The following is a 13,788-nucleotide window of genomic DNA, read 5'->3' on the forward strand; positions in this document are numbered from 1 at the left end:
TGCGCGGCGACGCCCGCCGGTCACGGCGAGCGCTCGCTCCCGTAGCCCAACGGCAGAGGCAGGCGACTTAAACTCGCTTCAGTCTGGGTTCGAATCCCAGCGGGAGCACTCCCACGTGCCCGATCAGGGCTGCCGGTAGGCGATGTGCACGCGATCGATGCGGCCGTCGAATGGGAACGGCATGCGGTCGGCGTAGTGGCGTGACACGGCGCCGCCGTAGGCTCGGCCGATGTCGAGGCAGTCGTTCGCCGAGAACAGCAAGGGAGCGCTCACGGGCACGGTGCCCGAACCGACCTCGGTGCCGTCGACGCGGAGCACCACCCGAAGCGGCCCGCCTGGTCGCGGTTCGACGTAGCTCGTGTCGACCTCGATCGTGATGTCGCCCGCCGCGATCGGCTCGGTCGCGGCGATTGTGGTGCGTTGGATGAGGAACAGGTTGTACTCGTAGGTGAGCACGCCGTCCGCGAGAAAGCAGGTGAGCCCGCCGCCGGCGCCACCCAGCTTGTAGAGCACGCCGTTCGCGTGGTCGCCGAGGTGCAGCTGCATGGTGACGGTGTTCGGGCGGTTGCCGAGCGCGGGGGCGCAGAACTCGGGGATGCGGACGGTGTCGCCGCTCAGCTCCCACTCGGTGTACGGCGGCGCGATGCGGTCTTCGGGGTGGAGTGCGGGCACCCAGAGTCCGCCGCCGATCGGCAGCGCCTCGTTCCTGGCCGCCTCGATCGCGAACAGCTCCTTCAGCTCGGCGAGCTTTTCCGGATGCTCCGCCGCGAGGTCGTGGGCCTGGCTCCAGTCGTGCTCGAGATCGTAGAGCTCCCACGGGTCCTGGTCGGGCGTCCAGGTGCGGATCCCGGGTGGCGAGCCGGGCACCCAGGGCAGGCGTGGCCCGATCGCCGACGCCATCCAGCCGTCGGCGTAGATGGCGCGGCTGCCCATGATCTCGAAGTACTGGGTGCGACGGCGGCCCGGTGCGTCCTGGTCGTCGATGGAGTAGGCGAGGCTGACGCCGTCGATCGGGTCCTGCGGGATGCCGTTGACGGAGTCGGGGTGGGAGATGCCGATGATCTCGTAGATCGTGGGGACGACGTCGACGACGTGGTGGAACTGGGTCCTCGGCACGGCGTCGGGCTCGATGCGGCCGTTCCACTGCACGAACATCGGGTTGCGCGTGCCGCCGAGGTGCGACGCGAGCAGCTTCATGCCCTGGTACGGCGACGATCCCGCCCACGCCCACGCGGCGTGGTACTGGTTGTCGGTGGCCGGCGTGCCGAGGTCGTCGAGCCCGCCCAGCTCCTCGAGCGCGGCGATGTGCTGGTCGACGGTCGACGGGATCATGTTCTGCGCGAGCAGCTCGCTGATCGTGCCGTTCTGGCCCTCGCCCGACGATCCGTTGTCGCCCCAGATGTAGACGATGATCGTGTCGTCCCCGTAGCCGAGTCGCTCGAGCTCGTCGAGGAGACGCCCGGCCTGCACGTCGGCGTGCTCGCCGAAGCCCGCGGCGACCTCCATGAGGCGGCGCTGGAACGGCTTCTGGTGCTCGGGGATGTCGTCCCACGCGGCGAGGCTGTCGGGCCGGGGCGTGAGCTCCGCGTCGGCGGGGATCCACCCGGCCGCCTTGGCGCCCTCGTGGGCGCGCTCGCGGTACACGTCCCAGCCGTCGTCGAAGGCGCCCGCGTAGCGGTCGGCCCACTCCTTCATGATGTGGTGCGGGCCGTGCAGCGCCCCGGTCGCCCAGTACATGAAGAAGGGCTGGTCGGGCTTCAGGGCCTTGTGGTTCCGCAACCAGGCCATCGCATCGTCCGCGATGTCCTCGCTGAGGTGGTAGCCCTCCTCGGGCGTCTTCGGCGGCAGCACCGAGGTGGTGTTGCGCACGAGATTGGGCTCGTACTGGGAGGCCTCGCCAGCGAGGAATCCGTAGAAGTACTCGAACCCGTACCCGGTCGGCCACCGGTCGAACGGGCCGGCGACGGTGGTCTCCTCGGCCGGGGTGTTGTGCCACTTCCCCCACGCACCCGTGGCATACCCGTACTGACGGAGCACCTCGGCCATGGTCGCGCTGCTCTTCGGGATATGTCCCGAGTAGCCGTCCCAGTCGTTCGCGAGCTCGGCGATCTGGCCGTTGCCGACGCGATGGTGATTCCGTCCGGTGAGGAGCGACGCCCGGGTCGGCGAGCACATCGCGGTCGTGTGGAAGCGGTTGTAGCCGATGCCGTTGGCCCGCACCCGGTCGAGGGTCGGCGTGCGCACCGCTCCGCCGAGCGTGGTCGGCAGGGCCGGGCCCGCGTCGTCGATCAGGATGATCAGCACGTTCGGCGCATCGGCGGGCAGGTGCCGTTCGGGTGCGCGGGGACTGTAGGTCGATTCCTGCATGGTGCGGCCCGCGACGCTGCCCGAAGCAGGCGGCGGGAACGGCAGGGTTCGCTCGGGGGGCAGCGGCTCACCGACCACCGGGATCCGGGCGGCATCCGTCATGGCGACACTCCTTCTGCGGTGAAGGTGGATCGGGCGTGTGCGGTGCCGGAGCGTGAAACTGAGAAAGACTCCCGGATCGCAGCAACGGTTGCATCATATGGCCGGTGCACCCGGGCCTCAAGCACGCCGCCCGAACTGCGCGGGGTCACCTCTCGTCACATCGGGTGCATCATGCGGGAGGTCGTGTATATTAACACAGTGCAATGAAAGGGGTGAATATGTTTGTGTCAAGCCTCGAGGCGCCTCAATCGCTGGCGAACGTACGGTACGAGCTGCAGCGCGGTGACTCCGGAACCTATTGCTGGCAGATCGTCTCGCTCGGCAATCGCAAGGTGCTCGCTTCGAGCGAGGCCTACGCGACGCGATTCGACGCGGTGGCGGCCGTCAACCTCGTCAGGAACGGCAGCACCGGCGCCGAGCTCGTCGACCGCACGTGACCGTGCCCGCGGGCACCGGGCCCAGCGCCCTCAGGAGAGCCGGTCGAGCCGTCGCAGGATCAGTCCCTCGCGGAGCGCCCACGGCGAGACCTCCAGCCGGCGGACTCCGAACGCCCGCATGGCCTCGGCGAGCACGACCGCGCCGGCGACGATCTGGAAGGTGCGATCGGCCGTGATGCCCGGGAGCGCAGGCCGCGCGTCGGCGGGAATCCGGGCCAGCCGCGGGGTCCAGTCGTCGAGTCCGGCCAGGGTGAGTGTGCTGCGCTGCTCGGGCCCGAATCCGCTCGTGGACGATCCGGCGAGCCGGGCGAGCGAGCGGATCGTCTTGGACGACCCGACGACGTGATCGGGCGCGTCGAGCGACCGGAACTCGCTCACGGCGTCTCGCAGCACCGCAGCGGCATGCGTGCGCAGGCTGGCGACCTCATCCTCGGTGGGCGGGTCGTCGGGCAGGAAGGCGACCGTGGATCTGCCGGCCCCGAGCGGCAGCGAGCGCGCCAGGTCGGGGACCTCGTCGACGCCCTGGGCGACCTCGAGCGAACCGCCGCCGATGTCGAACAGGAGCATGCGGCCGGCCGACCAGCCGTACCAGCGGCGCACCGCGAGGAACGTCACCCTGGCCTCGTCGTCACCGCTCAGCACCTCGAGTCGCACGCCGGTCTCGTGCTCGACGAGGGACAGCACGGCCTCGCCGTTCGCGGCTTCCCGGATCGCGGAGGTCGCGAACGGGAGCAGTTCGTCGATGCCCGACTCGGCGGCGACCCTGGCCGCATCCGTCACCGCCGCGAGGATCGCGGCGACCCCCGCCTCGCTGATCGAGCCGTCGGGTTCGAGGTACCGCATGAGCCGAAGCACCGACTTGTGCGAGGCGGCCGGAATCGGCCGTGCGCCCGGATGGGCGTCGACGATCAGGAGATGCACGGTGTTCGAGCCGACATCGAGGACACCGAGACGCATGGTGCGAGCGTAGCGGAGGTGGGGCATACTGAGACGACTGGGACAACTGTCCCAGTTCGGCGATGGCGGCGGGAGGAGCGAGGTGGCCGCGACCCGCATCCCCGCGCCCGAGCGCCGCACGGCGCTCATCGAGGCCGCGCTCCGGGTCGTCGCGCGCGAGGGCATCGTCCGGGCCACGACCCGCACCATCGTCGCCGAGGCCGGCATGAGCCTCGCGAGCTTCCACTACGCGTTCGAGTCCCGAGACGAGCTCATCGACGAGCTCATCCGTACCGTCGTCGCGCGCGAACAGCTGGCCGTCGTGCCTGAGCTCGAGCCCGGCATCGGCCTGCGCGAGCTCCTCGAGAACGGCCTCGCGCGCTACCTCGACCACCTGCGCGCCGATCCCGAGTACGAACAGGCGATGCTCGAGCTCACGCACTACGCCCTCCGCTCGCCCGACCGGCGAGAGCTCGCCACGCGACAGTACGCGCGCTACACCGAGCTCGCGACCGAGACGCTCGCGCTCGCGGCCGCGCACACGGGCGCGGCCTGGCGCATCCCGATCGAACACGTCGCCCGCATGCTGGTCGCGTACACCGACGGGCTCACCCTCAGCTGGCTCGTCGACCGCGACGATGCCGCGGCCCGTCGGCTGGCCGCGTCGGCCGCGCGAGCCATCGCCGAGCTGGCGGATGCCTCGTGACCGACCTCGACGAGACGGCACTCCCCCACGACCGCGCGCTGGCCGAGCCGACCCGCCCGGTCGGTGCGGGCTGGGTCGCCGCGTTCGCGTCGGCCTGGCTCGGGATCTGGATGGCCCAGCTCACGCCCGTGCAGCTGCTGCTGCCCGCGCAGATCGACGCCGTGCTGCGCCCCGAGCACTGGACCGACAGCGTGCTCGCGTTCGGCGTGGTGTCCGGAATCGCCGCGGCGTTCACCGTGGTCGCGTTCCCCATCACGGGCGCGCTCTCGGACCGCACCACGTCGCGGTACGGCCGCCGGCGACCCTGGATCGCGATCGGCGCCGCGGTCTTCGCCGCATCGCTCGTCGCACTCGGCCTGCAGACCGGCATCGTGGGCATCGGGGCGACGTGGGTCGCCGCGAGCATCGGCTTCTGCATCGTGACGGCCGCGCTGACGGCGACCATCTCGGATCGGGTTCCGGTGCGGCAGCGGGGCTTCGTCTCCGGCTGGATGTCGGCGCCGCAGTCCGTGGGCATCATCGTCGGCCTCGTCCTCGTCACGATGCTGATCACGGGCACCGCCGCCGGGTATGCGGTGATCGCGGCCGCGCTCGTGGTGCTCGTCCTGCCGTTCCTCAGGTTCCCGGACGCGCCGCTCGCGCCGTCGGAGCGGGTGCGCGTGAGCGCGCGGAGCATCATCGCATCGCTCTGGATCAGCCCGCGCCGCCACCCGGACTTCGCGTGGACGCTTACGAGCCGCGTGCTCGTCTCGATCAGCAACGCCCTCGGCACCAGTCTGCTGCTGTACTTCCTGATGTTCGGGCTGGGCGACGCGCAGGCCGAGGAGCACCTGCTCGTGCTCACGCTCGTCTACATGTGCTTCGTGATCGTCGCATCGCTCGTGTTCGGCCGCCTCTCCGACCGGCTCGGCCGCCGCAAGGCCTTCGTCTTCGCCGCGTCGGTGCTGCAGGCCGCCGCCGCCCTCGTGCTCGCGCTCGTGCCCGACCTCACCGCGGCGATGATCGCCGCGGGCCTGCTCGGCCTCGGGTACGGGTGCTTCCTCTCGGTCGACCAGGCGCTCGCGACCCAGGTGCTGCCCGACCCGGCCGCACGCGGCAAGGACCTCGGCATCATGAACATCGCCTCGGCGGTGCCGCAGGCGATCGGCCCGCTGCTCGCCGCGCTCGCCGTGGTCGCGACGGCCTCGTTCACGCCCGTGTTCGTGTTGAGTGCCGTATGCGCGGTCGCCGGCGCGCTCGCCGTCTCCCGAGTCAGGAGCGTCAGATGACCCTCGAGCTCGCCGCGCCGTCGCGCGGCATCGACGCCGCGCCGTGGCTCGCTCCGGCCGCGTTCTGGCCCGCGCTGACCGCGGCGACCGCGCACCTGCCCGCGCCGGTCGGTGCGCTGCACCTCGGCGCCCTGCGCCACAACGCCGCGGACCTGGTGCGCCGCGCGCGCGGCACGCCGATCCGCGTCGCGTCGAAGTCGGTCCGGGTCCGCGAGGTCATCGAGGCCGTGCTCCGGGTGCCCGGGTACCGCGGCGTGCTCGCATACACGCTCGCCGAGGCGATCTGGCTGGCCGCCACGGTCGACGACGTGGTGGTCGGGTATCCGACGGCCGACCGTCACGCGCTGCGCCGGCTCGCGACCGACGCCGGCCTCGCGGCCCGGATCACGATCATGGTGGACTCGCCCGCGCAGCTCGACCTCGTCGACGCCGTGCTGCCGCCGTCGCAGCGCGAAGAGATCAGGGTGTGTCTCGAGCTCGACGCGTCGTGGCACGCGCCGGTGCTCGGCCACATCGGGGTGCGGCGTTCGCCGGTGCACCATCCGGGCGATGCGGGCGCGCTCGCCGCCTACATCGCAGATCGCCCGGGGTTCCGCCTGGTCGGCGTGATGGCCTACGAGGCGCAGATCGCCGGGGTGCTGAATCGTCCGCAGGGCCGACCCGTCACGGGCGCGGTGAACCGCTGGATGCAGGGGCGTTCGATGCCCGAGCTCGTGGCGCGGCGCACCGCGGCGGTCGCCGCGGTCCGCGAGCACGCCGCGCTCGAGTTCGTCAACGGCGGCGGCACCGGCTCGCTCGAGGCGACCTCGGCGGATGCCTCGGTGACCGAGATCGGCGCGGGGTCCGGCCTGTTCGGCGGGCACCTGTTCGACGGGTACGCGCACTTCACGCCGGCCCCGGCCGCCGCGTTCGCGCTCGACGTCGTGCGCCGGCCGGATCGCGCGCACGCGACTGTGCTGGGCGGCGGCTGGATCGCCTCGGGTCCGCCCGGCGGCGATCGGATGCCTCGGCCCGTCTGGCCCGCGGGGCTCGAGTACGTCGAGCGCGAAGGGGCCGGGGAGGTGCAGTCGCCCCTCACGGGCGGCGCGGCGGCCGAGCTCGAGGTGGGCGACCGGGTCTGGTTCCGGCACACGAAGTCCGGCGAGCTCGCGGAGCACCTCAACGAGCTGCAGCTGGTCGACGACGGCGCGGTCGTGGCCGGCCTGCCGACCTATCGAGGAGAGGGGCACGCGTTCCTGTGACGGCGAGCGGTGCGATCTGGCGGAACTGGGCGCGGACCGAGCAGGTACGCCCGCTGCGCGTCGAACGACCCGCCGACGCGGGGGCGGTGCAGCGGGCCGTGGCCGCCGCGGCGGCCACTGGCCTCCGCGTCAAACCCGCGGGCGCGGGGCACAGCTTCTCGGGCATCGGCATCGCGCCGGACGTGCTGCTCGACCTCGGCGCGCTCTCGGGCATCGTCGATGCGGATGCCTCTGCCGCACGCGTGACGCTCGGTGCCGGCACCCGGCTGCACGCACTGCCCCGGCTGCTGGCGCCGCTCGGGCTCGCCATGCCGAACATGGGCGACATCGACCGGCAGACGATCTCGGGCGCGACCTCGACGGGCACCCACGGCACGGGCCTCGCCTTCGGCGGGCTCGCGACGCAGATCGTCGCCGCGCGGCTCGTGACGGGCGCGGGCGAGCTGCTCGAGGTGAGCGAGACGAGCCGGCCCGAGCTGCTGCCCGCCGTCCGGGTCGGGCTCGGTGCGCTCGGCGTGCTCGTCGACGTCACGCTGCAGCTGGTCCCCGCGTTCGTGCTGCACGCCGTCGAGCGGCCCGAGCCGCTCGACGAGGTGCTCGGCACGTGGGAGGACCGGGTCGAGGCGGCCGACCACTTCGAGTTCTACTGGTTCCCGCACACCGAACTGGCACTCACGAAGACCAACACGCGGCTCCCCGGCGATGCGACGAAACGTCCGCTCGGCCGCGTCGCACGCCTCGTCGACGACGAGCTGGTCGCGAACGGGCTGTACCGGGTCGTGTGCGCGGTCGGCCGCGCGGTGCCGGCCGTCATCCCGGTCTTCGCACGCCATGTCGAGAAGCTCACGGGCAACCGCGAGTTCACGGACGTCTCGCCCGCGGTGTTCACCACGCACCGCTCGGTGCGCTTCACCGAGATGGAGTACGCGCTCCCGCTCGAGGCCGTGCCCGCGGCCTTCTGCGAGGTGCGCCGGCTCATCGAACGCCGCGGGTGGCGCATCAGCTTCCCGCTCGAGGTGCGCGCGGCCGCGGCCGACGAGAACTGGCTCTCGACCGCGTACGGGCGGCGCACGGGCTACATCGCGGTCCACCGCTACTTCCGCGAGAACCCGGCCGAGTACTTCGGCGCGGTCGAGGAGATCATGCTCGCCCACGGGGGCCGCCCCCACTGGGGCAAGATGCACACGCTCAGGGCCACCGAGCTCCGCGAGCGGTATCCCCGGTTCGAGGAGTTCCTGCGGGTGCGCGACGAGCTCGACCCCGAGCGCCGCTTCGCGAACCCCTATCTCGACCGCGTGCTCGGTGCCTAGCGGCGTGCGCGCGAGCCGGGGGCTTCCTTCGAGTCCCATGGGAAACACACAGACCACTCACGCGGCTCGATACGATGAATTCACCGTCCGATTCCCCTCCGCCCCCCGTTTGGAGCTCCGGCCATGGAATGGCTCATCCCCGTCCTGATCGTCGTCGCGCTGGTGGTGATCGTCGGCATCTACCTGTGGGCGACCTACAACTCGCTGGTCACCCTCAACGTCCGCGTGGATGAGGCGTGGAGTGACATCACCGTCCAGCTGAAGCGGCGAGCCGACCTCATCCCGAACCTCATCGAGGCGGTGAAGGGCTACGCCGCGCACGAGAAATCCGTGTTCGAGAACGTCACGCAGGCGCGTGCCGAGACGCTCTCGGCGCAGGGCCCGGCCGAGGCATCCGCCGCCGAGAACCACATGCAGCAGGCGCTGAAGTCGATCTTTGCGGTGGCCGAGGCGTACCCCCAACTGCAGGCGAGCCAGAACTTCCTGCAGCTGCAGGCGGAGATCGTCGACACCGAAGACAAGATCCAGGCGTCGCGGCGCTTCTACAACGGCGGCGTGCGCGAGCTGAACACGAAGATCAAGGTGTTCCCCAACACCCTGTTCGTGCGCGGGCTCGGGTTCCAGGAGCGCGACTTCTTCGAGGTCACCGAGGCGGCCTCGATCGCCGAGCCGCCGCGCGTGCAGTTCTGACGGCGGAGCGCTGACGCCACCCGATGTATCGAGCGATCGCCCGGAACAAGCGCAACACCGTCTTCACCATCCTGCTCTTCCTCCTGATCATCGGAGGTCTGGGCTGGCTGGCCGCCTACATCTACGGCAATCTCACGATCGTGATCGTGACGGTGGCCATATCGATCGGCTATGCGCTGATCCAGTACTTCACGGCCGACAAGCAGGCCATCGCGATGTCGGGTGCCGTGGAGATCACGTCCAAGGCGGAGCATCCGCGCCTGTGGCGCACGGTCGAGAACCTCTCGATCGCGACCGGCACGCCCATGCCGAAGGTCTACGTCATCTCCGACCCGGCGCCGAACGCGTTCGCGACGGGTCGCGACCCCGAGCACGCGATCGTCGCGGCGACGACGGGGCTGCTCGAGATCATGGACGACGCCGAGCTCGAGGGCGTCATGGCGCACGAGCTCGGTCATGTGCGCAACTACGACATCAGGCTCTCGATGGTCGTCTTCGGGCTCGTCGTGGCGATCGGATTCATCAGCGACCTGCTCGTACGCATGGCGTTCTTCGGCGGCAACCGCAACAACGGCAACCCGATCGTCATGATCTTCGGCATCGTCGCCATGCTCGTCGCGCCGCTGGTCGCGACGCTCGTCCAGCTCGCGGTCTCGCGTCAGCGCGAGTACCTGGCGGATGCCACGGGCGCGATGACGACCCGCCACCCCGATGCCTTGGCGCGAGCGCTGCTGAAGCTCGAGGCGTACGGGCGGCCCATGAAGAAGCAGAACACGTCGATGGCGCACCTCTGGATCGCGGACCCGCTGAAGCCGGGCGTCATCGACCGGCTGTTCGCGACGCACCCGCCGATCCCCGAGCGGGTCGCGCGGCTCGAGCACATGGGGCGGAACTTCTAGGCGCCACCCGATGCGATCGCAGGGTCGCCGTCGAGTTCGAGCGCGGCCTCGAGCGCGGGGGAGAGGCTGCCCCGGCCGGCCACGGCGACCTCGTCGAGGCCCTGCCAGTTCGCGGCCCGGCGCAGGACGGGCACCAGGCGTTCGGCGACCGCGCCGGGCGCGGCGCCTGGCTCGGCCCAGGCCGACTGCACGCGGAGCACGCGCGCCTTGCGGTCGCTCTTGAGGTCGACCCGGCCGACGATGGCGTCGTCGACGAGCACGGGCAGCGAGTAGTAGCCGAAGACCCGGTCGGGTTCGGGCGTGTAGATCTCGATGCGGTAATGGAAGTCGAAGAGCCGCTCGGTGCGCGGACGGAACCAGACCACAGGGTCGAACGGCGAGAGCAGCGCGGTCGTCTCGATGCGGCGGGGCCGGCGGGCGTCGCGATGCAGCCAGACCGGAGTCGGCCGGCCGCCGGTCTGCCAGCCGGGAACGGTGGCCGGCAGGAGCACGCCGTCGTCGACGAGCGCCTCGATCGCGGGCCGCACCTGGACGGCCTTCATCCGCCAGTAGTCGGCCAGGTCGGCGGCGGTCGCGATGCCGAGCGCCTGGGCGGCGCGTGCGACGAGCTCGCGAACCGCCTCGGGCTCGGGCACCTCGGTCGCGAGCTCGGTCGTGGTCAGCGCCTGCTCGGGCAGCGCGTACACGCGCTCGAACCGCCGGCGTTCCACGCACACGACCTCGCCCGTGCGGAACATCCACTCGAGCGTGCGCTTGACGTCGGACCAGCCCCACCACGGGCCCCGGCGCTCGTTGGCGTCGTGCTCGATCTCGCTCGCCCGCATCGGGCCCTTGGCCGCGAGCTCGCTGATCAGCCATGCGGCGAGGTCGCGGTTCTCGGCGACCCAGCCGCCCCAGTCGCTGCCCTTGCGTCGGTACTCCTCGCGACGGAACGCGAACAGCGGCCACAGGTCGCGCGGGATGAACGCGGCCTGGTGGGCCCAGTACTCGACGAGCCGGCCGCGCGCGCCGGACAGCCGGTCGAGCACCGTGCGGTCGTAGCCGCCGACCCGGCTGAACGCCGGCAGGTAGTGGCTTCGCTCGAAGACGTTCACCGAGTCGATCTGCAGCAGCCCGAGCCGGTCGACGACGCCCGCGACCTGACGAGTGCCCGCGACGGCGGGGAGGGGGCGGCCGAAGCCCTGCGCGGCGAGCGCGATGCGGCGGGCGAGCTGCGGGCTGACGGTGTCGGTCATGGCGGTGTCGACGATACCGCCGCCGACCGACATCGCATGCCGGACGAGGAATCCAGCGCACCTACACTGGAGAAATGGCGGACGCGAAACGGCGGACTCGAGCGGTGTTCCGGCGTCGCGGACGTGAGCTGGCGCACTACGAGGCGCATCCGGCCGGCAACGTGCAGGCGGCGACGTCGGCTACCGACGACCGGCCGCGCACCGACGTCGCCGAGGCGGTGCCGTACGGCATGCGCCTCGCCGCCGCCTGGTCGTGGCGCCTGCTGCTCATCGGCGGCGTCATCGCGGTGGTCGTGTTCCTCATCATCCAGCTGCGCCTGATCGTCATCCCGCTGCTCGTGGCCGTGCTCATCGGCGCCCTGCTCGTGCCGCTGTCGGAGCTGCTCCAGCGGCGGCTCCGGTTCCCGAAGTGGCTCGCCGTGACCGTGTCGATGCTCTCGGCGCTCGCGGTCGTCGGCGGCCTGCTGACCCTCGGCATCACGCAGATCGTGCGCGGCTCCGACGAGCTCGCGGCGCAGTCGCTCATCGCCTGGGACGGGTTCCGCGAGTGGCTGCTCGAGGGCCCGTTCCACATCACCGAGCAGCAGCTCAACGACTTCGTCAGCCAGGTCGTCGCGTCCGTGCAACAGGACAGCAACGTGCTGCTGAGCGGTGCGCTGTCGGTCGGCTCGACCCTGGGCCACTTCCTCGCCGGCCTGCTGCTCGCCCTGTTCGCGACGCTGTTCATCCTGATCGACGGCAAGGGCATCTGGCGCTGGCTCGTCGGCATCTTCCCGCGCCGTGCGCGGGCCGCGGTCGACGGCGCAGGGCGCTCGGGCTGGAGCACGCTGCAGAACTTCGTGAAGGTGCAGATCCTGGTCGCGACGATCGACGCGGTCGGCATCGGGCTCGGCGCGTTCCTGCTCGGCGTCCCGCTCGCGGTGCCGATCGCGATCCTCGTGTTCCTTGGCTCGTTCATCCCGATCGTCGGCGCCGTCGCGACGGGCGCGCTCGCGGTGTTCGTCGCGCTGGTCTACAACGGATGGGTCATCGCCCTCGTCATGCTCGGTGTCGTCCTGCTCGTGCAACAGGTCGAGGGCCACGTCCTCCAGCCGCTCATCATGGGCACGGCCGTCAAGGTGCATCCGCTCGGCGTGGTCGTCGCGGTGGCGACGGGCTCGCTGCTCGCGGGCATCCCGGGCGCGCTGTTCGCGGTGCCGGTCGCCGCCGTCCTCAACGTGATGATCGTCTACGTCGCGAGCGGAGCGTGGAAGGCTGAGGGGCCGCCTGTGCCATCCAGACCTGCGCCGCTCTGGCGGACCGTGCCGCAACGACCCGGATTCGGACGAGGAGAATGAACGACGTGACGCAGGTATCCAGGGGGCCGAGCCTGGCCGACTTCGAGCGCGCGCGAGGGACCGTCGGCGCGGTCGCCCGCCGGACGCCCATGGAGTCCTCGCACTTCCTCGCCACCGAGCTCGGCGTCCCCGTGTATTTGAAGTGCGAGAACCTGCAACGGACGGGCTCGTACAAGCTGCGGGGCGCGTTCAACCGGCTCTCGGCGCTCAGCGACGCCGAGCGCAGCCGCGGCGTCGTGGCCGCATCGGCCGGCAACCACGCGCAGGGTGTCGCGTACGCGGCGCGGCAGCTCGGCATCGGGGCGACGATCTTCATGCCCGTCGGCGTCGCACTGCCGAAGCTCGAGGCCACGCGTGCCTACGGAGCGCAGGTCGTGCTGCACGGCGACTCCGTCGGCGAGACGCTCGCCGCGGCCGCCGCGTTCGCCGAGGAGACCGGCGCGGTCGTCATCCCGCCGTTCGACCACTTCGATGTGATCGCCGGGCAGGGCACGCTCGGCCTCGAGATCCTCGAGCAGGCGCCGGATGCCACGACGGTGGTCGTGCCGATCGGCGGCGGCGGGCTCGCGGCGGGCATCGCGAGTGCCGTGAAGCAGCGAGCGGCCGAGCTCGGCCGCACGATCCGGGTGGTCGGCGTGCAGGCCGCGAACGCCGCACCGTACGTCGCCTCCATGGCCGCCGGCACCCCGCAGGAGGTTCCGGTGGTGCCGACCATCGCCGACGGCATCGCGGTCTACCGGCCGGGCGAGCTGAACTTCGAGATCATCCGCGAGGCCGTCGACGAGATCGTCACCGTCGACGAGGACGACATCGCACGCGCCCTGCTGGTGTTGCTCGAGCGGGCCAAGCTCGTGGTCGAGCCCGCGGGCGCGGTCTCGGTCGCGGCGCTCATGACGGGCGCGGTCCGGAGCGACGGCCCGGTGGTCGCGCTGCTGTCGGGCGGCAACATCGACCCGCTGCTCATGCAGCGCGTAATCGCGCACGGTCTGGCGGCCTCCGGCCGCTACCTCACGCTGTCGATCGGGCTCCCGGATCGACCGGGCCAGCTGGCGCGCATCGCCGAGATCCTCGCGGCCGTCAACGCGAACGTGGTCGAGGTGCTGCACACCCGGCACGGGTCGGCGCTGCAGATCTCCGAGGTCGGCATCGACGTGTCGGTCGAGACGCGGGGGCCCGGCCACCGGGCCGAGGTCGTCGAGGCGCTGCGGCGCGCCGGCTACGACCCGCGCGTCCGCGCCGATTGATCGTCGGTCGAGGAGC

12 protein-coding genes and 1 tRNA gene are annotated in these 13,788 nt (G+C 71.4%); 10 read left to right on the forward strand and 3 right to left on the reverse strand.

The annotated features are described in order from the left end of the window. Positions 1-35 precede the first annotated feature (35 nt). Positions 36-108 (forward strand) — tRNA-Leu (locus RH864_RS03220). A 15-nt stretch (positions 109-123) separates the two neighbouring features. Here RH864_RS03220 and RH864_RS03225 read toward each other — a convergent pair. Then, positions 124-2,469, reverse strand: coding sequence for an arylsulfatase (locus tag RH864_RS03225; protein WP_310516076.1), 2,346 nt, complete (start codon positions 2,467-2,469; stop codon positions 124-126). Between the two features lie 218 nt (positions 2,470-2,687). On the opposite strand from RH864_RS03225, the gene RH864_RS03230 reads away from it, so the two are divergent. Then, positions 2,688-2,906, forward strand: a complete 219-nt coding sequence (locus RH864_RS03230; protein WP_310516077.1) for a YegP family protein — start codon at positions 2,688-2,690, stop codon at positions 2,904-2,906. 30 nt (positions 2,907-2,936) lie between these two features. Here the strand turns inward: RH864_RS03230 and RH864_RS03235 are convergent, their stop codons facing one another. Then, complete coding sequence (locus RH864_RS03235) at positions 2,937-3,863, reverse strand: Ppx/GppA phosphatase family protein (RefSeq protein WP_310516078.1); 927 nt, start codon at positions 3,861-3,863, stop codon at positions 2,937-2,939. Between the two features lie 82 nt (positions 3,864-3,945). Between RH864_RS03235 and RH864_RS03240 the strand changes: the two genes are divergently transcribed. From RH864_RS03240 to RH864_RS03265, 6 genes are all read left to right on the forward strand, one after another. Next, entirely contained in the window at positions 3,946-4,548 is a 603-nt protein-coding gene (locus RH864_RS03240; protein WP_310516079.1) for a TetR/AcrR family transcriptional regulator, read from the forward strand. Beyond that, the gene (locus RH864_RS03245; protein WP_310516080.1) at positions 4,545-5,816 is read left to right on the forward strand and encodes an MFS transporter; all 1,272 of its coding nucleotides are present in this window, start codon (positions 4,545-4,547) and stop codon (positions 5,814-5,816) included. Before RH864_RS03240 ends, RH864_RS03245 begins: the two co-directional genes overlap by 4 nt. Further along, positions 5,813-7,057: an alanine racemase gene (locus RH864_RS03250; protein WP_310516081.1), complete on the forward strand. Its 1,245-nt coding sequence runs from the start codon at positions 5,813-5,815 to the stop codon at positions 7,055-7,057. Before RH864_RS03245 ends, RH864_RS03250 begins: the two co-directional genes overlap by 4 nt. Beyond that, positions 7,054-8,367 (forward strand): D-arabinono-1,4-lactone oxidase, encoded by a 1,314-nt coding sequence (locus RH864_RS03255; protein WP_310516082.1) that lies wholly within the window; start codon positions 7,054-7,056, stop codon positions 8,365-8,367. Before RH864_RS03250 ends, RH864_RS03255 begins: the two co-directional genes overlap by 4 nt. 123 nt (positions 8,368-8,490) lie before the next feature. After that, on the forward strand, positions 8,491-9,057 hold the full coding sequence (locus RH864_RS03260; RefSeq protein WP_310516083.1) for a LemA family protein: 567 nt from the start codon (positions 8,491-8,493) through the stop codon (positions 9,055-9,057). A 23-nt stretch (positions 9,058-9,080) separates the two neighbouring features. Beyond that, a complete protein-coding gene (locus RH864_RS03265) occupies positions 9,081-9,956 on the forward strand; it encodes a M48 family metalloprotease (RefSeq protein ID WP_310516084.1) in 876 nt (291 codons plus the stop codon). Here RH864_RS03265 and RH864_RS03270 read toward each other — a convergent pair. Continuing rightward, entirely contained in the window at positions 9,953-11,191 is a 1,239-nt protein-coding gene (locus tag RH864_RS03270; protein ID WP_310516085.1) for a winged helix-turn-helix domain-containing protein, read from the reverse strand. The genes RH864_RS03265 and RH864_RS03270 overlap by 4 nt on opposite strands. A gap of 230 nt (positions 11,192-11,421) precedes the next feature. Between RH864_RS03270 and RH864_RS03275 the strand changes: the two genes are divergently transcribed. Further along, positions 11,422-12,528, forward strand: a complete 1,107-nt coding sequence (locus RH864_RS03275) for an AI-2E family transporter (protein WP_449224129.1) — start codon at positions 11,422-11,424, stop codon at positions 12,526-12,528. Continuing rightward, the gene (gene ilvA, locus RH864_RS03280) at positions 12,525-13,772 is read left to right on the forward strand and encodes a threonine ammonia-lyase (protein WP_310516087.1); all 1,248 of its coding nucleotides are present in this window, start codon (positions 12,525-12,527) and stop codon (positions 13,770-13,772) included. The genes RH864_RS03275 and ilvA overlap by 4 nt, the downstream gene beginning before the upstream one ends. Positions 13,773-13,788: the final 16 nt, after the last annotated feature.

Source organism: Agromyces aerolatus, from assembly GCF_031432255.1.
Taxonomy (GTDB): Bacteria; Actinomycetota; Actinomycetes; order Actinomycetales; family Microbacteriaceae; genus Agromyces.